The organism is Pseudomonas sp. NMI542_15 (assembly GCF_021283425.1).
Taxonomy (GTDB): domain Bacteria; phylum Pseudomonadota; class Gammaproteobacteria; order Pseudomonadales; family Pseudomonadaceae; genus Aquipseudomonas; species Aquipseudomonas fortuita.
Genome location: NZ_JAJSRO010000002.1, coordinates 70,178 through 88,356, shown reverse-complemented (window position 1 = coordinate 88,356; position 18,179 = coordinate 70,178). Strand labels below are relative to the sequence as shown.

Genomic DNA, 18,179 nt, shown 5'->3' with positions numbered 1-18,179 from the left:
TCATTCCTGTTCATGACGGGCGAGGCGTTGGCCGAGTGCCAAGCGCAGGCGCGCGGGTAACGCCCCTGACAGGCGCAATACCAGGGTGAAAAGACCGGGGAAGTTGATTTCCAGAGGCTGCCGGGGCAGGCGCGTGGCGATATGCCGCGCGGCGCGCTGTGCAGTCCACAGCTGCGGCATGGGGAAATCGTTGCGACGGGTCAGTGGCGTGTCGACGAAGCCAGGGCTGACCAAGGTGACCGCGATCCCCTCGCGAGCCAGGTCGATTCGCTGTGACTCCACCAGGTAGCGCACCGCAGCCTTGGACGCACCGTAGGCGCCGGCGCGGGGCAGGGCCAGCCAGGTCACCGAACTGCCCATTACCACCAGGTGGGGGCGCTGGCCGGTGCGAAGCAAGGGCACGGCCGCCGCCAGGCAGTAGCTGACACCCAGCAGGTTTGTGCGCATTACACGCTCAACCAACGCAGGATCGAAGTGGCCCGGCTCCAGGTATTCGCACGTACCGGCATTGAGAATGGCCATGTCCAGCCCACCCCAGGCTTGCTCGATCCGCTCGGCGATCGCGGCGACCTGCTCCGGGTTGTCAAGATCGCCGATGGCCAGTAATACCTGCCCCGGAAACTGTTCGGCCAGAGGGGCAAGGCGATCGGCATGACGCCCGCCCAAGGCAACCTGGTGGCCTTGCTCCAGCAGGATGTGGGCGAGTGCGGCACCGATACCGCTGCTTGCGCCGGTCAACCAGCAGCGGCTCATGCCAGCCTGCCTTTGAGCCAGCGGATTGCACCACCCATGAGGGGGAGGTGTTCGTAAAGCAGGGCACCGGCGTCGAAATAGTCCTGGTGAAAATGCACGCGGTCGCGCCAATGCAGGCAGCTACACCCCTGCAACGTGATCGGTTGACCCCTGGCCAGGCGTGGGTGGCAAAACTGCAGTGTCCAACGCAGGTAGCCCTGCCCGGGCCTTACCTCGTCGGCGCTGGTGATGGCATAGCGGATATCCCTGGCGTTGGCATACAACTGCTCGAAATAGGCGCGCAGGGCCTGCAGCCCCTGTATGTGATGCAGTGGGTCACGAAAGGTGACATCTTCGCTGTACAGTTCTTCCAGTGTGTCGAGGTTAGCCCCATCGAGGCTGGCGAAGCGCTCGGCGAATTGCTGTAGGTATGCTGACATGCTGGGCTCCAGGCAATCCTGTACAAAATGGGTTTGTTGTACAGGTATAGCTGAAACTCAAGCATTAATCTATACAGCTAGAAAATCTTGTACAGGTTTTTGTCAGCCCTCGGTCTGGCCCAGTTGCCCGCGTAGTTCAGCCACTTCAGCCTCCAGCTCGCGTACCTTTTCTTCGGCGAATATCTGCGCTGTGACGTCACGCTGAATGCCGATGTAGTACGTCAGCTGGTCCGCTTCGTTGTACACGGGCGTGATGGACAACTCATTCCAGAACAGGCTCCCGTCCTTGCGGTAGTTGCGCAGCACCTGGCAGCAGGGGCGGCCTTCACGGATCGCCTCGCGGATGTTTGCCAGTCCTTCCTGGTCATGGTCCTCGCCCTGAAGAAAACGGCAGTCCTGATAGAGGATATCGTCGGCGCGATAGCCCGTGAGGCGCTCGAAAGCGGGGTTGACGTAAATCAGGATGCTTTCAGTGCCTTCCTGCTCGGCGACGACGATGCCATCGTTGGAATGCTCGACCATCAGTTGCAGGAGTTTCGCGGTGATCATAGGGCCCACCTACTGGCGTTTCATATGCGATATGCGCAGCGTAGCTTCTGTGCAGAAGGTATCGGCGCTGTTTGTTGCATGATGAACCAAGGCGGCTCGCCGCAGAAGGTGCATATGGGTTTAGAATGGCCTACCACTCGGATATCCCCTCGTTATGACAGACGCTACCCCACCCGATTTGCTACCTATGCGCGATGTTGTCAGCTTGACCGGCATCAATCCGGTGACCCTGCGTGCCTGGGAGCGGCGCCACGGGTTGATACGCCCGCAGCGTACCGAGGGTGGCCACCGCCTGTACACGGCGCGGGACGTTCAGCGCATACGCGACATCTTGCGCTGGACGGCAAACGGCCTGTCCGTCAGCAAGGTCGGTGATCTGCTCGCCGCCCAGCCTGAGGCGTCTGTGCAGCAGCATTCGGCCTTTGACGATTGGCGCGCGGCCGTTGCGCGTGCAACCAAGGCATTCGATCGGCCGGCACTGGAGGGGATCCATGGTCAGTTGTTCACACTCCTGCCCAAGGCCACCGTGCTGCGTGACGTGCTGATGCCAGTGTGGCATGACCTGGCTTCAGGCTCAGCGCCAGGCCAGCGTAGCCAATGGTTGTTTCTCGACACATTCTTGCGCGCCCGCTTGTTGCTGCGTCTGCAAATGAACCAGGTCGACGCGCCGCAGGTTTTGCTGGCCGGTAGCGAGGGGCAAGCCGAACTCAGTGTGTTGTGCGCCGGGCTCCTGTTGAGCAGCGAGCTACAGCGCATCGACGTGCTCGGTTGCGGGCAGCCACTTGAAGAGCTCCCCATCGTGTGTGCGGCCATGCAGCCTGCGGCACTGGTGATAAAAGTCCAGGCGCCGGTGAACCCCGCCTTGGCCAAGCGCTTGCGCTCCTTGCAGATGGAAATCGCATGCCCGCTGGCCTTGATAGGCGAGGGGCTGGCCGATTCGCAACCCGTCCTGGGCGGAATCCCGCTATGCCTGCTGGACGAGGGAGGCGCTGACGCCGCGCGCATGCTGAACGCCTTGCATCGCGGTGCCCTTGACGTTTGACCCGGGGGGTTGCCCCGTTGCCTTCGCTTTGTCGTAGGGTACGTATGGCGTCATGGCTGAGGCAGGCATCTCACATCTCGACCTGAGTGCCAAGCTCGATCACTCGGTTAAGCGGCAATTGGAAGTACTTGAGATTGCTGTTGGCATTCTTGAGCAGGAATGCGAACAGGTGCTCTCGCCAGCGCGCCATGCCCATCTGCTTGCCTGCGATGACGGTCTCACGGCTCAGGAAATAAGTCGTTTGCATAGGGCCGAACTGGAGTTCAGCTTGCTGGCATCGGCTCAACGCCAACGGCACGTTGGGCTCCTCCATGAAGCCAAAGTGCAGGTTCATGCGGAAGAATCCCCCACCAAATGCCTCGACCTCACAGCGCTGGCCAGCGCTGACCCGTGGCTCATCCTCAAAGACCACGGTCAACAAGACCACCTGCTCATGCAGCACCTGGTTGTGCAGCAGGTTATGCAGCAGCGCGTGGGGGACAGCTTCGGGCCGGGCAGAAAGGAAAACTGCCGTACCGCTCACCCGGTGCGGCGGCTGAGCCTGCAGGCTGGCGATGAACAGATCCAGAGGCAGTGAACTCTCGTCCAGCCGCTCGACGATCATCCGGCGCCCCCGCTTCCAGGTGGTCATCAATATGAAAAGTGCCACGCCCGCGATCACCGGGAATGCACCGCCCTGGAGGATCTTCGGGGCGTTGGCGGCAAAATACAGGCTGTCCACCAGCAGGAACATGAGCAATGCAGGAATCGCCAGCCAGCGTGGCGTCTTCCACAGCAGCAGGACCACCGCCGAGGCCAGCAAGGTGGTAATCAGCATGGTGCCGGTTACCGCAACGCCGTAGGCCGCCGCCAGCGCGCCGGATGACTCGAAGCCGATTACCAGCAGCACTACGCCGACCATCAGCGCCCAGTTCACCATGCCGATGTAAATCTGCCCTTGCTCCTCGCTGGACGTGTGCTGAATGAACATACGCGGCACATAGCCCAGCTGAATGGCCTGGCGCGTCAGGGAGAACGCGCCGGAAATGACCGCCTGGGAGGCGATGATGGTAGCCAGGGTGGCCAGCCCTACCATGGGCAGCAGTGCCCACTCAGGTGCCAGCAGGTAGAACGGGTTGCGGACGGCTTGCGGATTGCCAAGGATAAGCGCGCCTTGGCCGAAGTAGTTGAGCACCAGCCCGGGCAGTACCAGCATGAACCAGGCGCGTGCGATGGGTTTGCGGCCAAAGTGCCCCATGTCTGCATACAACGCCTCAGCACCCGTGAGCGCCAGTACCACCGCGCCAAGGATGGCGACGCCCATACCTGGATGAAGCAAGAAAAACTTCACCGCCCAAATCGGGTTCAGCGCTTGCAGCACCTCGGGCCGCTGCACGATGCCATAGATGCCCAACGCACCGAGAACCACAAACCAAAGCACCATGACCGGCCCGAACAGGATGCCTATCCGTGCGGTACCGTGCTTCTGGATCAGGAACAGCGCCACCAGCACCACCACTGACAGCGGCACGACCCAGTGCTCGATGCCGTCAAAGGCGAGCTGTAACCCCTCTACAGCCGACAACACCGAGATTGCCGGCGTGATCATGCTGTCGCCATAGAACAGCGCGGCGCCGAACAGACCGAGCAGCACCAGTATCTGGCCAAGCCGCTTGTAGGGCGCCGCAGCACGGTGCGCCAGCGCGGTCAGGGCCATGATGCCCCCCTCACCCTGGTTGTCGGCCCGCAGGATGAACAGCACGTACTTGAGTGAAACCACCCAGATCAGCGACCAGAACACCAGCGACAGCACGCCAAGCACCCCGGCGGTGTTGGCCTGTACGCCGTAATGGCCTGCGAATACTTCTTTGAGGGTGTACAGCGGACTGGTGCCGATGTCGCCGTAGACCACACCGACGGCGGCGACGAGCATGCCGATGCCGGTAGTTTTGCTGGGATGGGGGTGGTTTGCTGCGATGGCGGTCTGGGTCACGAACTGTTTCTCTGCACGGTCGAATAGATGCGCATGCCATCCCTGAGCATCGCGCGATCAGTATCCATTCAGGTAAACCGTCTGGTCGTAAAAAAGGCGTAAAAAAATGATCCTCTCAGTTCAGTGCCGCTCCACGAGCTGGCAGCCGTTAGCGCGGTGTGCGAACCTCAGAGCAGGATATAGTCGCTGTATTGACGCGACCCGCCATGTTCACCTTCGATCAAGTGCACATAGCGCCCGCCCACCAGGTCGACTGGCAGGCAATCGTCAACTTCCAGTACTGCATCGGTATGCGGCTTGCGCCAGCCTGCCTGCATGCGTTGCTTGCCCAGTTGCTTGGCCTGGGCCTTGTCCCTCGCCACTATCAGCAGGTAGCGGTGCGCCTCGCCAAATACCTGCGGCTCGTAGCCGCCCAGGTTGATGAAGAACAGCCGCGGGTCATCCGGGCCTGGGGCCAGCTGGCTGAACGTGACACGGTAGTGATCGATACCGTCAACTTCCAGCCACGAGTCGATGTGCAGGCCTGCACGGCTGCCGAACCAGCCTTCGCGCAATTGCGGGTACGCTTGCTGCAGGGAATCTGCCTGCGCGAACAGCACATCGTGTACCTCGATACTGGCCCGTGGGTGGCGGCCACCGAGCATGACTACATACAGCATGAGCAATTCCTTGAGGGGGCAGAAGACGCGTTATTCTGCGGGTTGTACAGGGTTTCCCATTTGCGCCACACCCGGGCCTTGGTTGTACCTAAGGTATTTTCGTCGTTGACCCATGCATAGACGATGACCTTGGACCTTGAGTCGTAGCGAAAGAACAGCCGAAAGCGCCTGCCGATTTTTGCGCGGCGCCAATGTCTGTAGGCGGTGCCCAGCGTGTTGCCTTGGCGGAACTCATCACGGCCTGGGTCGGCAGGCACAGCCTCCATGATCAGATGGCTCAATGCCCGCGTTGGCGTTGCTCTCAAAACCTTGCAGGTCGTTCTGCTCGGCCCGGGCGGCGGCTTCTTGCAATTTGCGTAGCTGTAAAGTCACGCCTTCATGGAACAACAGTGTCCAGTCATGTCGCAGCATCAGATCGCGACCTCACCATCGATATCTTCATCGAGGTTTACGCAGTGATTTGCGTTGGCGAGCATGGTTTGCGCCAAGCCTTTCGGCAAAGTGGTGAGGTTGCGGCCTCCTCGGATATCAGCCTCCAGCAAACCCAGGAACGCTCCGATGGCAGGGTCTTCGTGGGTGGTTTCTACGCGGCTGACCACGATTTCACCCCCACGTACGTCGAATGCAATCTTGCCACCAGCGTCAATGCCCAAAAGCTGGCGAGCGGATTTGGGCAGTGTGACCTGCCCCTTTGAGCTCAACGTGGCGATTTCGTGGATGGCAGGCATGAGCGTTCTCCCGGATATACAGATTGAACGGTAAGGAATAATCCTTACATGGTCAGTCTTGGTTTTCTGCTGATCAGGCACAAGTAGGGTTAAGGCTCAGAAATTTAACAGAATGAGTTTCACCGCTTCCCGGGCCGCGACGGCCCAGATGATCGATGCATTTTCGCTGACAGGCATGGGGTGTTCAGTGTCCAGCAGGCTTGGGCTTAGGCGTAGACGAGGGCGACGGCGAAGCGCCTGGGAGGGTTTCCGGAAGCGCTACCAGCACCAGTATGAAGGCGGCCCCGGCAATGGCCGCCAGGGTCAGGAATGCCGTATCGTAGCCAGCGTTCTGGACTACCAGCCCGGCAATCCCAGGGCTCAACGCAGCACCCACCCCGAATACCGTCGTCAGCGCGCCGAGGCTGACATTGAATCGTCCGGTACCTTCGGTCAAGTCCTTGACCACGATCGGGAACAACGCACCGAAAATGCCCGCGCCGATGCCGTCGAGCAGTTGCACACCCACCAGCCAGAACGGGTTGTCGGAAACCATGTAAAGCACACCTCGCAGCGGCAGGATGAGAAAGCCGGCCAGCAGGAACGGCTTGCGTCCCCAATGCTCGGCCTTGGCCCCTACCAGCAACGCCATCGGCACCATCACCAACTGCGCCGCGACGATGCAGGCAGAGGTGAGCGGCGTGGCGAGGCGCAGATCAATCTGCGACAGCTTCTGGCTTACCAGCGGTAGCATCGCCGCGTTGGCCAGATGGAACAGCGCGCAACACACGGCGAATACCAGCAGGGTGCGGTTGTGCAGCAGCAGCTTCAACCCGGCAGGGTGGTCATCACCCCCGGGGCCGTGGTCGAGGCCACGTGCCAACTGGTGGTCGATGGCTGCGGCGTCTAACTGGGCCACGGCCACGATGCTGGCCACGGTCATGAAGGCCATCAGGTAGAACACCACCACCGGGCCGAACAGGTAGGCCAACCCTCCTGCCAGCAAGGCCGAGCAGGCATTGCCGGCGTGGTTGAACGTTTCGTTGCGGCCCACTCGGCGTGTGAATGCCCTGGGGCCGCTGATGCCCAGCGAGATGGCGGCGATTGCCGGCGCGAATACCGAACCCGCCAGGGCACCGACCGCCTGCGTAATGGCCACTGCAGCGAATGACGATAGCCACGGCAGTAGCAGGCAACTACCGGTCACCAGCAGGGCGGCGGCGACCACCACTGCGCGCTTGGCCTTGGTGCTGTCGATCAGCGCTCCGGCTGGCGTTTGCGCCAGCAATGCCGTGATGCCCGCCAGGCTCATCACCAGGCCGATTTCGGCCGGTTGCCAATGGTGCACGGCAAGCAGGTAGATGGCCAGGTAAGGGCCGAGCCCGTCGCGCACGTCGGCCAAGAAGAAGTTCAGCCAGTCCAGAGCGCGCCGTTGTGAGGGGAGGGGCTTTGTGTTCAAGCACGATACCTCGGACAAGCCAAATGCGTGATTGGCAATGGCAAGCCCCGCTATCAGGCAAAGCCGATGCTCACCGTTATCTGTGAACATTGACTGTGAAGGCGAGTGACAGGTTCCGGCTGGCTCGTACTGACCTCTGGCCCTCCAAATTTCGGGCGTCTGACACGGGTTCAGAGGAGCCAAGCGGATAAAATCGTAGCGCTGCGATTAATAATCCAGTAGGCTCTCTGGAAAAATCGTAGCGCTACGATTTTGCTTCGTAGCGCTGGTTGATCAACCCTCAGGAGGTCGCCATGTCCACTGCTGTCACGCCCCCCACCTTCACCCCTCTGCTGAAACGCCAATCTGCACCGCTCGGTACGTGGCTCATGTCTGCATCGCCCAGCACGGCAGAAGCGCTGGGTTACGCAGGCTTCGACTGGCTGCTCGTGGACATGGAGCACGTACCGATCGAGTTCCGCGACCTCTGGCACATTCTGCAGGCCATCCAATACACCGGTGCGCAGCCGATCGTGCGAGTGGCCGCCAATGATCCGGTGCTGCTCAAGCGCGCACTGGACCTGGGGTCGACCAATGTGATGGTGCCCTTCGTGGAGAATGCCGAGCAGGCCAGAGCAGCAGTCAGCGCGGTCAAGTATCCACCGATGGGTACCCGCGGCTTCGCAGCCGTGCACCGCGCCAGCCGCTACGGCACCTGGAAGGGCTATGGCCAGCAGGCCAATGATTCGGTGTGCTGCATCCTGCAGATCGAGACCGCCACCGCGTTGGCCAACCTCGAGGAAATCGCAGCCGTGCCGGGTGTCGATGCGCTGTTCCTCGGCCCAGGTGACCTGTCCAGTGTCTGTGGCCATATCGGCAACCCGGCGCACCCTGATATCCAGGCCATGATCAGCGATGCGATCGTGCGCTGCAAAGCCATCGGCATGCCCATCGGCATCGTCGGCGGCACGCCGGAGCTGGTCGGCAGCTACCTGGAGCAGGGCTACGCCTTCGCCGCCGTGGCCTCGGATATGGCGATGATGATGAGCAAGGCCAATGAACTGCTGGTCGCCCTGAAAGGCCGCCAGGCGCCCGAAGCGGTAGCGACAGCCTACTGACCGCTACCGTTGCACCCAGCGCAGGCTACCTCCGTGTTGCGGTAGCCGATTGAGCATCCCTACAAGAACAACAAACCGGCGCCATCGCGCGCCGGAAGGACTCTCGATGAATCAGGCACCCATTTCCGGCCACGTCGCGGCCAGCACCGCGGCAACAGCGACGCCTTCACGCACGCGCTACTGGATCATTCTCATCCTGTTCCTCGTGTCGACGCTGAACTACGGCGACCGCGGCATCCTGTCGATCACCGGCTCCGCCATCCAGGGGGAGTTCGCGCTCAGCCCGGTGCAGATGGGCTGGATATTCTCGGCGTTCGCCTGGGCCTATGTGCTGGGCCAGTTACCCGGTGGCTGGCTGCTGGACCGCTACGGTTCCAAGCGCACCTATGCCGTCAGCATTTTCTGCTGGTCGCTGCTGACGTTGGTCCAGGCGTTCAACGGCGGCTCGAACGTCAGCCTGGTGGTGACGGCATTCTTTGCCCTGCGCTTTCTGGTGGGCCTGGCCGAAGCGCCTGCGGCACCGGGCAACAGCCGGATGGTCGCCTCATGGTTCCCGGCCAGTGAGCGGGGCACGGCTTCGTCGATCTTCAACTCCGGCCAGTATTTCGCGATCGTGCTGTTCGCGCCGATCAGCGGCTGGCTGATCCACGCCTATGGCTGGCGTTCGGTGTACCTGATGATGGGCGTGCTGGGGTTCATCATGGCCTGGGTCTGGGTACGCAAGGTGCATTCGCCCCTGGAACACCCGCGTATCAATCAGGCCGAGCTGGACTACCTGCGTGAAGGCGGTGCGGTGGTCGACATGGATGCCCACCTCGGCAAGCAGCGCAAAGCCGACGGCGCACTGAAACTGCCTGCGATCCTCAAGGGGTTGCTGACCAGCCGGATGATGGTGGGGATCTACATCGGCCACTACTGCTTCTCCACCATTACCTATTTCTTCACCACCTGGTTCCCGATCTACCTGGTGCAGGAGCGCGGCATGTCGATCTTGCAGGCCGGCTTCCTGGCCTCGATCCCGGCGATCTGCGGTTTCGTCGGCAACCTGCTTGGCGGCCTCTGTTCCGACGGCATCATGCGCAAGACCGGCTCATTGAGCCTGGCGCGCAAGGTGCCGATCATCGTCGGGCTGCTGGCCTCCACCAGCATGATCATCTGCAACTACGTGTCCTTGCCCTGGATGGTCATTGCGATCATGGCGTTCGCCTTCTTCGGCAAAGGCTTCGCCTCACTGGGCTGGGCGGTCATGGCCGACGCCGCGCCACGGCAGGCCGGAGGGGTGACGGCCGGGCTGTTCAACACCTTCGGCAACATCGGTGGCATCACCACCCCCATCATCATTGGCTTCATCGTGCAGGCCACCGGTTCGTTCAACATGGCACTGGTGTTCGTTGCGGCCAATGCGCTGCTGGCGATGTTCAGTTACCTGGTGGTGGTCGGCCCGCTGCGTCGCCTTGAACTGACCGCAGCTATACCTGGCAAGAGAGAGAATCGTGATGTCTGATGCAAGACCGTGGGTGCTGACCGTTGGCCCACTGCTGCCTGCCTTGCAGTCACAGCTTGAGCAGCACTATCGGCTACTGGATCTGTGGCGCTGCGATTCGCCTGCCGCGCTGCTGGCCGAGCAGGGCGCACACGTGCAGGCGGTGGTGACCACGGGAGTGCACGGTGCCAGCGCGAACCTGATCGAGCAGTTACCGGCCTTGCGCGCCATCGTCTGCTTCGGTGTGGGTACCGACGCCGTCGACCTGAAAGCAGCCAGCGCCCGGGGTATCCAGGTCAGTAACACACCGGATGTGCTCAACGATTGCGTGGCCGACGCCGCCATGGCCCTGCTGCTGGCCGTCGCCCGGCAAGTGGTGGTGGCTGACCGCTTCGTCAGAGCCGGGCGCTGGGGTGCAGAGCGCTTTGGTCTGACCACCGCGCTGGGCGGCAAAAGGTGCGGCATCCTTGGCATGGGGCCGATCGGCCAGGCCATTGCCCGGCGTGCCAGCGCCTTTGGCATGCAGGTGAGCTATTCGAGCCGTAGGCCAAAGCCGCAGCTGGCATACGCCTACCACGAGTCGTTGCTGGCACTGGCCGAGCGCAGTGATTTCCTGGTGCTGGCTGTGCCCGGTGGCACTGCCACCGACGGGCTGGTCAACCAGCAGGTGCTGGAGGCACTGGGCGCCAATGGGATGCTGGTCAACGTGGCGCGGGGCTCGGTCGTGGATCAGCCTGCCCTGATCGAGGCGCTGAGCAACGGCCGGATTGCCGGGGCGGCACTGGACGTGTTTGCGGATGAGCCGCACGTGCCTGCCGCCTTGCGTGAACTGGATACGGTTGTGCTGTCGCCGCATGTGGCCAGTGGCACCCAGGAAACACGTCAGGCCATGGCCGACAGGGTGCTTGCCAACCTGGCAGCGCTGTTTGCCACCGGCCGGGTGCTGCACCCGGTGCGTGAGGGCGCGCAGTGATGGAGCTGTGGCAGCATTTTGGTTTCATGTTGTGTGTCGTCGTCGCCACCTTTGCCCAGAACGCCACCGGCTTTGCTTTCGGCCTGTTGTTGCTGGGGCTGACGGGCATGTTAGGCCTGGCGCCCATGGAAACCGTGGCGAACGTGAGCTCGATTCTGACACTGGCCAACGCGCTGGTCATGGTGCGCAAGTGGCCGGAGCTGCCGCGCCGCCTCGTACTGCTGGTGCTGGCCTGCAGCCTGGTGGGCGTCGTGGGAGGCGTGCAGTTGCTGTCATTGCTGGGTACGCATGAGCGAGACCTGCTGGAGATCATCCTCGGCATCACCATCATCGTCTGCAGCTTCATGCTGGTGCTGCAGTCCCAAGGTCGCCAGCAGATGTCGGGGCGGGTTGGTTTCGCCTTTTATGCCAGTGTTTCCGGGGTGATGGGCGGGCTGTTTTCCAGCGCCGGGCCGCCGTTGGTCTACCAGCTCTATCGCCAGCCACTGGCCGTGCAGGTCATCCGCGACACGCTGATCGTGGTGTTCGCGGTCAATGCCTTGATGCGCCTGAGCGTGGTGGTGGCGACACACCGGTTCGAGCTGCAGGCGGGCTACCTCGCGCTGGAGGCATTGCCGATCGTGTTCCTGCTGACCTGGTGGATGCGCCGCCACCCGTTGGCCATTTCACCGCGGGTGCTGCGCCTGGCGGTGTTCGGCCTGTTGCTGCTGGCAGGCGCGAGCCTGATCGGCAAGGTGCTGGTGGCCGCTTAGCCTGGCTGGTGGTACTGCGTGCGCCTGTTACTGGCGCACACTGCTCTCGCGCACGACCAACTCGAAGCCCAGGTCAACGACCTGGGGTTGATCGGGGAGGGTGCCCGCTTCAATCCAGGTCAATAGCTGGCTGGCCACGGTCCGCCCGATCTCGGCAGGGTAGGGGCGTACGGTGGTCAGGCGCGGCGCGCTGAGCTTGCTCAGTGGCAGGTCGCCAAAGCCGGCGATCGCCAGTTGTTCCGGCACGGCAATGCCGCGGCGCTGGGCTTCGAACAGTGCCGCGATGGCCAGCACATCGTTCGAGCAGCACAGCCCTTGTGGCCCGTCGCCGTGGCGGGCGATTTCATCGAACACTTCGCTGAGCTCGGCCTGCGAGGTGTTCTGTTCCAGCGCGATCACTTGCGCGGTCTGCCCCTTGTCGGCCAGCCACGCAGTGAACCCTTCGGCACGCTGACGGGCGCGGTGGTCGAGGTGCATGCGCGTGCCGACATAGACGAAACGCTCCAACCCCTGGGCATACAAGTGCTCGGCCAGGGCCGCGCCGACGGCCTCGTGGTAGAAGCCGACTTGCAGGTGGAACGGGTCGTTGCCCAGCTCCCACATCTGTGCCACCGGAATGCCGGTGGCTTCGAGCAGCGGGCGGGCGGCAGTGTGGTCACTGCCGGTGACGACAAGGGCCGACGGCGACCAGGACAAGTGGGCGCGCAGCAGTTCCAGCTCACGTTCCGGGTCGTAGTCGCTGTTGCCGATCAGCAGCTGGTAGCCACGGCTCTCGAACACTTCCTGCATGGCGCTGAGGGTTTCCGAGAAGAACGCGTTGACCATCGAGGGCACGATCACGGCGACTGTCCGGCTGTGGTTGCCTGCCAGTGCGCCGGCCAGACGGTTGATGGTGTAGCCGGTGTCGGCGATGGCCTGGCGGATTCGCTCTGCACGTTTGCTGGAGACCGCTTCGGGATCACGCAGAAACAGCGAAACCGTGCTGGGGGACACCTTGGCCTGTTCAGCAACCACACCCATGGTCACCCGGCTGGCTCGGGGGCGGCGTGCTTCGCCGATGCTGATTTCGCTGTCTGATCTGTCGCTCATCGCCACCTCATTTTTCGAAGGCAAAAGCATGCGAGCGCGGCGATGCCAAGTCAATCGCAAAAGCGCCTCGTTGACCCACAGGTGTTCGTTTTCGAAAATCAGTGTGTCATTTCGAATAAAATCGTAGCGCTACGATTTTGCCTGCGATAAGCTCATCGGGTAATTTTGCAGCGCTGCGATTTTGCCGTTGCAACGCTGCCCAACCCGCGTTGGAGAACAAATATAAAAATGAGCACTTCCCTTTTTACCTTCCTGAGCATGCTGTTTTTCACTGTGCTGGTTGCAGTGATCTCCTATCGGTTCACCCGCCAGGCCAAGGACGTCGGCGCCCATGGTTACTTCATGGCGAGCGGCGGCCTCAATGGCTGGTTCATTGCCGGCTCGATGATGCTGACCAACCTGTCGATCGACCAACTGGTCGGCCTCAATGGTGACTCTTACGCCCACAACCTAAGTTCCATGGCTTGGGAAGCGACTGCTGCCGTTTCGACGATCGCCCTGGCCCTGTTCTTCCTGCCACGCTACCTGCGCGGCGGCTTTTCGACCCTGCCGGAGTTCATCGAGAAGCGTTACGACCGCACCACGCGCCGGGTGGTCAGCGCGCTGATGGTTGCCACCTACACCTTGGTGCTCAACCCGGCCTCGCTGTACCTGGGGGCGATCACTTTCAACCAGATCTTCGACCTGCAGGGCATTCTCGGCTGGTCCTACCCGGCCACCATCAGCCTGCTGATCGTCGCAACCGGGGTGATCGGCGCCGCCTATGCGGTGCTGGGCGGGCTGCGGGCGGTGGCGGTGTCAGACACCATCAACGGCATCGGCTTGCTGGTGGTGGTGATACTGATTCCGATCATCGGCCTGTGGACGCTGGGGCAGGGTGACGTGTTGTCCGGTGCTCAGACCCTGTTGCATGACAACCCACAGAAGCTCAACGCCATTGGCGGCAGTGAAGACAAGGTGCCGTTCGGCGCGGTGTTCACCGGGATGATCTTCGCCAACCTGTTCTACTGGTGCACCAACCAGGCCATCGTGCAGAAGAGCATGGCCGCCCGAAACCTGGCCGAGGGCCAGAAGGGCGTGCTGCTGTCGGGTTGCCTGAAGCTGCTGGTGCCGCTGGCCATGCTGATGCCTGGGGTGATCGCCTGGCACCTGTTCCGCGACCAGCCACTGGCCAACTCGGACCTGGCCTATCCGGCACTGGTCGCGGCGCTGATGCCCTGGTGGATGAAAGGGTTCTTCGTGGCGGTGATCTTCGGCACCGTGATGAGCCATTTCAACGCGATCATCAATGGCACGGCCACGCTGCTGACCTATGACTTCTACAAGTCGATCCGACCCATGGCCTCGGACGAGGCGCTGGTGCGCTTCGGCAAACGCGTCAGTGTGATTGCGGCACTGGTGTCGCTGGTGGTGGCACCGATGCTGATGTACACCCCGGAAGGCATCTATGCGGTACTGCGCCGCTTCACCGGCTTCTTCAACATGCCGATCATTGCCATCATGCTGTTCGGTTTCTTCAGCGCCCGTGGCGGTGCGACACCGGCGAAACTGGTGCTTGGCCTGCATGCGGTGTGCTACGCGGTGCTGGTGCTGGGGCTGAAGATCGACACACGCCTGGGCATCAGCTTCATCCATGTCATGGGCATCATGTTCGCCATCGAGATGGCCTTGCTGGTGCTGCTGCGCAAGCACTTCGACCGCGCTACCCCGTATGTCTCGCCGACCCCTGCGCGCACCGTGGACCTTACCCCATGGCGACATGCCGGCAGTTTCAGTGTGGTGCTGTTCGCAGCCCTGGTTTCCATCTACCTGACCTTCTCACCGCTGGGGGTCGCCCGTGTCGGCGGACCTTCCGGCCTCTACCTGCCGCTGCTGGCGCTGACCTGGCTGCTGGCCTTTGCCGGCGTTGCCCTGTGCCGCCGCCGTTTTCGACACCTGACTGTCACCCATGCCCTGCCTGACTATGAGACCAACCCACGATGAATAGCGTATCCATCCCCCAGAACGTGAACCTGCACCAGGCAGGTGAGCAGATCCGCCTGGAAGTGGACGGGCGCCTGCTGTGGTGCCACAGCCCGCTGCAGCCGGCGGTGTTTGCCGGCTACGGCGAGGCCGAGATTGAAATGCAGCGCGGCAATTTCCGCATCCGTGACTACGTGCAGGAGCGGGTTGCCCTGCGCCACGCCCGGCTCGATGCGCAGGCGGGTCTGATCGAGCTGCGCGCCTGGGCCGAGGGGCCGCTGCTGCTGACCCTGCGCCTGGACTGCCAGGGCGAGCGCGTGCGCCTGCTCATGCAGGCGCCGCAGCCAGGTTGCAACCGCCTGTGGCTGCGTCTGCCGGCCGAAGCGGATGAGCAGGTCTGGGGCTGCGGCGAGCAGATGTCCTATCTGAACCTGCGCGGACGCAACTTCCCGCTGTGGACTTCCGAGCCGGGCGTAGGCCGGGACAAATCGACCTGGCTGACCTTGCAGGCCGACAACGAAGCTAATGCCGGTGGTGACTACTACCACACCAATTACCCGCAACCGACATTCATGTCCTCGCGCCGCTATTGCGCGCACCTGGTCACCTGCGCCTATGCCGATTTCGACTTCCGCCAGGGCGATTTCCACGAGCTGCAGGTGTGGGCGATACCGGAGGCGCTGGAATTCTTCGTCGGCGACAGCTACATCGATCTGGTCGGTGCGTTGAGCCGATATTTCGGCCGCCAGCCACGGCTGCCGGAGTGGGTGCTCGACGGGGCGATCCTCGGCCTGAAGAACGGCCGAGAGCATGCGGAGCAGCACCTGAAGACCGCGCTCGAAGAGGGTGCGAAAGTCAGCGCACTGTGGTGCGAAGACTGGGAAGGGTTGCGCATCACCTCGTTCGGCAAGCGCTTGTTCTGGGACTGGCAGTGGAACGCCGAGCGCTACCCGGACCACCAGGCCTGGGTCGGCAGCCTGCATGAGCGCGGATTGCGTTTCCTCGGCTACGTGAACCCTTATCTGTGCAATGACGGCCCACTGTTTGCCGAAGCCCAGGCAGCTGGCTACCTGGCCACCACTGCCGAGGGCGCTACCTACCTGGTCGACTTCGGCGAGTTCCTCTGTGGGGTGGTCGATTTCACCCTGCCGGCGGCGGCGCAGTGGTTCGAAACCCGGATCATCGGTCAGGAAATGATCGACAAGGGGCTGTCAGGCTGGATGGCGGACTTTGGCGAGTACCTGCCGATCGATGTCAAGCTGGCCGGCGGTGCCGACCCCATGCTCGAACATAATGCCTGGCCGGTGCGCTGGGCCGAGGTCAATGCCCGCGCCATTGCCGCGGCTGGGCGCACGGGGGATGCGCTGTTCTTCATGCGCGCCGGGTACAGCGGCGTGCAGGCGCACTGCCCGTTGCTCTGGGCGGGTGACCAGTCGGTCGATTTCAGCCGCCACGATGGCCTGCAGACAGTGATCTGTGGCGCATTGTCTTCAGGCCTGCTGGGCAATGCCTATCACCACAGTGATATCGGTGGCTACACCAGCCTTTATGGCAACTGCCGTACCGCCGAGCTGTTCCAGCGCTGGGCGGAAATGGCGGCGTTCACCCCGGTGATGCGCACGCACGAAGGCAACCGCCCGGACCAGAACCTGCAGTTCTGGCAAGACCCGGCCACCCTGGCGCACTTTGCCCGCATGACTCGGCTGTTCGCCGGCATGAAACCCTATGTCGAAAGCCTGATGGATGAAGCCCAGGCCGCTGCAATGGCAGGCCAGCGGCCTGCCATTGCAGCGGCCACTGTTCCTGCATCACGAACAGGACACCGGCTGCTATGGCGTCCAGGACCAGTACCTGTATGGGCGCGATCTGTTGGTGGCCCCCGTGCATGCCGAGGGTAAAACGCACTGGAGCGTCTACCTGCCGGCTGGCGAGACCTGGCAGCACTGGTGGAGCAGCGAGCGCTTCGAGGGCGGCCAGCGTGTCGAGGTGGCGGCGCCACTGGGGCAACCGCCGGTGTTCAGCCGGGTGGGCAGCCGCTGGCAAGCCTTGTTCGAGAGCCTGACCGTGCTCTGATCCGGCACGGCTACCTGGATTTGTCCCAATGCGCGCCTGCCTTGGCAGGCGCGTCGGCCCACTGCGGCCATGAAAGAGCGCTGCTGACATGAATAACAAGAATCAACGTGTCCTTGGCTTCACCCTGCTGGCCAGCGTCTGCGCGCTGCCCAGTCATGCCGAGCCGATCGTGTGGAAGGCCGGCAACCTCAGCATCAACCCCTACGGTATTCTCGATCTGAACGTGCAGACGGGCTCGTTCAGCAAGACCGCCCCCGACCACACCATGGTCTCGGACGGCAACCTGCAGGCCTCGCGCTTCGGGGTAAAGCTTGACTATGCCCTGGGCGACAGCGGTTACACCCTGCAGGCGTTTGGCGAGCGCGGGCTGGTACTGCGCAGGATCTGGAAGGGCGGGCAGGTCTCGACCAACCGTGGCTATGGCGCGGGCGTGAGTGGCCCGTTCGGCTCGGTGGCCATGGGGAGCCTGTACATGCCAATCTACTGGGTGTTCCTGGATTCGGACGTGGCCTTGTACGGGTTGTCGAACATGGCGGCGATCATGAGCCTGGAGCACACCGCGGTATTGGGCAAAAGCGGCACCGGCGGTTTCTACGACACCACGGTGCGTTACCGCTCGCCTGAAGTGAACGGGTTTTCCACCGAGCTGGGTTACTCCTACGGCAATTCCAGCATCGAAAACGGCCCCAATCAGAATCGCACCAGTGGCTTCAACGTGCGCTATCGCAATGGCTTCACCAAGCTGGGTTATGGCTTCAACCGCCATGAGTCGGCCCCCACCGAAACCAGCAGCGAGCTGTATACCCAGACGACCCACGTGGTGTCGGGCAACTACCAGTGGGGCGGTGTGATCTGGGGCGCCAACTACATGTATACCGAGCGTGATACCGACGCACGCTGGTTCGCCTCGGCGAAGATGGTCAATGCCAGGATCGTCCTCGACGAGCACAATGACCTGACCTTCGGCGTTTCTCAGCGTATCGGCGCAGCCGGCGCCCGGGCCTGGGCGGCTCATGCCGGCTACATCTACTCGTTCAACCCTAATACCCAGCTGTATACCTATGTGTCCCACATCAACAACAACAGCCACTCCACCCAGGGTTTCTCGCTGCTCAGCGAAGATTACCCGAGCGTGGCGGCCGGCTATGACCCTTGGGCAGGCACCTTGGGTATTCGCTGGAGCTTCTGAG

Annotated in this window: 17 protein-coding genes and 1 pseudogene; 9 read left to right on the top strand and 9 right to left on the bottom strand. The window is 62.5% G+C overall.

Annotated features, from left to right (window positions below; all coding sequences use genetic code 11):
• From LU684_RS03675 to LU684_RS03665, 3 genes are all read right to left on the bottom strand, one after another.
• Entirely contained in the window at positions 1-753 is a 753-nt protein-coding gene (locus tag LU684_RS03675; RefSeq protein WP_096425980.1) for an SDR family NAD(P)-dependent oxidoreductase, read from the bottom strand.
• On the bottom strand, positions 750-1,172 hold the full coding sequence (locus LU684_RS03670; protein WP_016486287.1) for a nuclear transport factor 2 family protein: 423 nt from the start codon (positions 1,170-1,172) through the stop codon (positions 750-752). Before LU684_RS03670 ends, LU684_RS03675 begins: the two co-directional genes overlap by 4 nt.
• 102 nt (positions 1,173-1,274) lie before the next feature.
• Positions 1,275-1,721, bottom strand: coding sequence for a PAS domain S-box protein (locus tag LU684_RS03665; protein ID WP_016486288.1), 447 nt, complete (start codon positions 1,719-1,721; stop codon positions 1,275-1,277).
• 154 nt (positions 1,722-1,875) lie between these two features.
• Here LU684_RS03665 and LU684_RS03660 point away from each other — a divergent pair, with 154 nt between their 5' ends.
• Positions 1,876-2,763: a MerR family transcriptional regulator gene (locus tag LU684_RS03660; protein ID WP_095114972.1), complete on the top strand. Its 888-nt coding sequence runs from the start codon at positions 1,876-1,878 to the stop codon at positions 2,761-2,763.
• A 70-nt stretch (positions 2,764-2,833) separates the two neighbouring features.
• On the opposite strand, the gene LU684_RS03655 is transcribed toward LU684_RS03660, so the two are convergent.
• From LU684_RS03655 to LU684_RS03635, 5 genes and pseudogenes are all read right to left on the bottom strand, one after another.
• Complete coding sequence (locus LU684_RS03655) at positions 2,834-4,675, bottom strand: potassium transporter Kup (protein WP_049870375.1); 1,842 nt, start codon at positions 4,673-4,675, stop codon at positions 2,834-2,836.
• A 227-nt stretch (positions 4,676-4,902) separates the two neighbouring features.
• On the bottom strand, positions 4,903-5,394 hold the full coding sequence (locus tag LU684_RS03650) for a DUF1543 domain-containing protein (RefSeq protein WP_016486291.1): 492 nt from the start codon (positions 5,392-5,394) through the stop codon (positions 4,903-4,905).
• Positions 5,395-5,483: 89 nt separating this feature from the next.
• A pseudogene (locus LU684_RS03645) lies at positions 5,484-5,805 on the bottom strand (type II toxin-antitoxin system YhaV family toxin); the annotation flags it as partial.
• Positions 5,805-6,122 (bottom strand): type II toxin-antitoxin system PrlF family antitoxin, encoded by a 318-nt coding sequence (locus LU684_RS03640; protein ID WP_096425982.1) that lies wholly within the window; start codon positions 6,120-6,122, stop codon positions 5,805-5,807. The pseudogene LU684_RS03645 and the gene LU684_RS03640, both read right to left, overlap by 1 nt.
• A 184-nt stretch (positions 6,123-6,306) precedes the next feature.
• Positions 6,307-7,650: an MFS transporter gene (locus tag LU684_RS03635; protein WP_232894150.1), complete on the bottom strand. Its 1,344-nt coding sequence runs from the start codon at positions 7,648-7,650 to the stop codon at positions 6,307-6,309.
• 239 nt (positions 7,651-7,889) lie between these two features.
• On the opposite strand from LU684_RS03635, the gene LU684_RS03630 reads away from it, so the two are divergent.
• The 4 genes from LU684_RS03630 to LU684_RS03615 all read left to right on the top strand — a co-directional run bounded on the left by LU684_RS03630 (position 7,890) and on the right by LU684_RS03615 (position 11,865).
• A complete protein-coding gene (locus tag LU684_RS03630) occupies positions 7,890-8,657 on the top strand; it encodes a 2-dehydro-3,6-dideoxy-6-sulfogluconate aldolase (RefSeq protein ID WP_033731983.1) in 768 nt (255 codons plus the stop codon).
• A 106-nt stretch (positions 8,658-8,763) separates the two neighbouring features.
• Positions 8,764-10,161, top strand: a complete 1,398-nt coding sequence (locus LU684_RS03625; RefSeq protein WP_095114978.1) for an MFS transporter — start codon at positions 8,764-8,766, stop codon at positions 10,159-10,161.
• The gene (locus LU684_RS03620; RefSeq protein ID WP_016486297.1) at positions 10,154-11,113 is read left to right on the top strand and encodes a 2-hydroxyacid dehydrogenase; all 960 of its coding nucleotides are present in this window, start codon (positions 10,154-10,156) and stop codon (positions 11,111-11,113) included. Before LU684_RS03625 ends, LU684_RS03620 begins: the two co-directional genes overlap by 8 nt.
• Complete coding sequence (locus LU684_RS03615) at positions 11,113-11,865, top strand: TSUP family transporter (protein ID WP_016486298.1); 753 nt, start codon at positions 11,113-11,115, stop codon at positions 11,863-11,865. Before LU684_RS03620 ends, LU684_RS03615 begins: the two co-directional genes overlap by 1 nt.
• 27 nt (positions 11,866-11,892) lie before the next feature.
• On the opposite strand, the gene LU684_RS03610 is transcribed toward LU684_RS03615, so the two are convergent.
• Positions 11,893-12,954: a LacI family DNA-binding transcriptional regulator gene (locus tag LU684_RS03610; RefSeq protein ID WP_016486299.1), complete on the bottom strand. Its 1,062-nt coding sequence runs from the start codon at positions 12,952-12,954 to the stop codon at positions 11,893-11,895.
• 228 nt (positions 12,955-13,182) lie between these two features.
• Here LU684_RS03610 and LU684_RS03605 point away from each other — a divergent pair, with 228 nt between their 5' ends.
• From LU684_RS03605 to LU684_RS03590, 4 genes are all read left to right on the top strand, one after another.
• On the top strand, positions 13,183-14,937 hold the full coding sequence (locus LU684_RS03605) for a solute:sodium symporter family transporter (protein ID WP_016486300.1): 1,755 nt from the start codon (positions 13,183-13,185) through the stop codon (positions 14,935-14,937).
• Positions 14,934-16,814, top strand: coding sequence for an alpha-glucosidase (locus tag LU684_RS03600; protein ID WP_232894149.1), 1,881 nt, complete (start codon positions 14,934-14,936; stop codon positions 16,812-16,814). Before LU684_RS03605 ends, LU684_RS03600 begins: the two co-directional genes overlap by 4 nt.
• Positions 16,702-16,989 carry a TIM-barrel domain-containing protein gene (locus tag LU684_RS03595; RefSeq protein ID WP_232894148.1) on the top strand — a complete coding sequence of 96 codons (288 nt, stop codon included), beginning with the start codon at positions 16,702-16,704 and terminating at the stop codon, positions 16,987-16,989. Before LU684_RS03600 ends, LU684_RS03595 begins: the two co-directional genes overlap by 113 nt.
• An 88-nt stretch (positions 16,990-17,077) precedes the next feature.
• Positions 17,078-18,178 carry a porin gene (locus LU684_RS03590; protein ID WP_023049493.1) on the top strand — a complete coding sequence of 367 codons (1,101 nt, stop codon included), beginning with the start codon at positions 17,078-17,080 and terminating at the stop codon, positions 18,176-18,178.
• Position 18,179 lies beyond the last annotated feature (1 nt).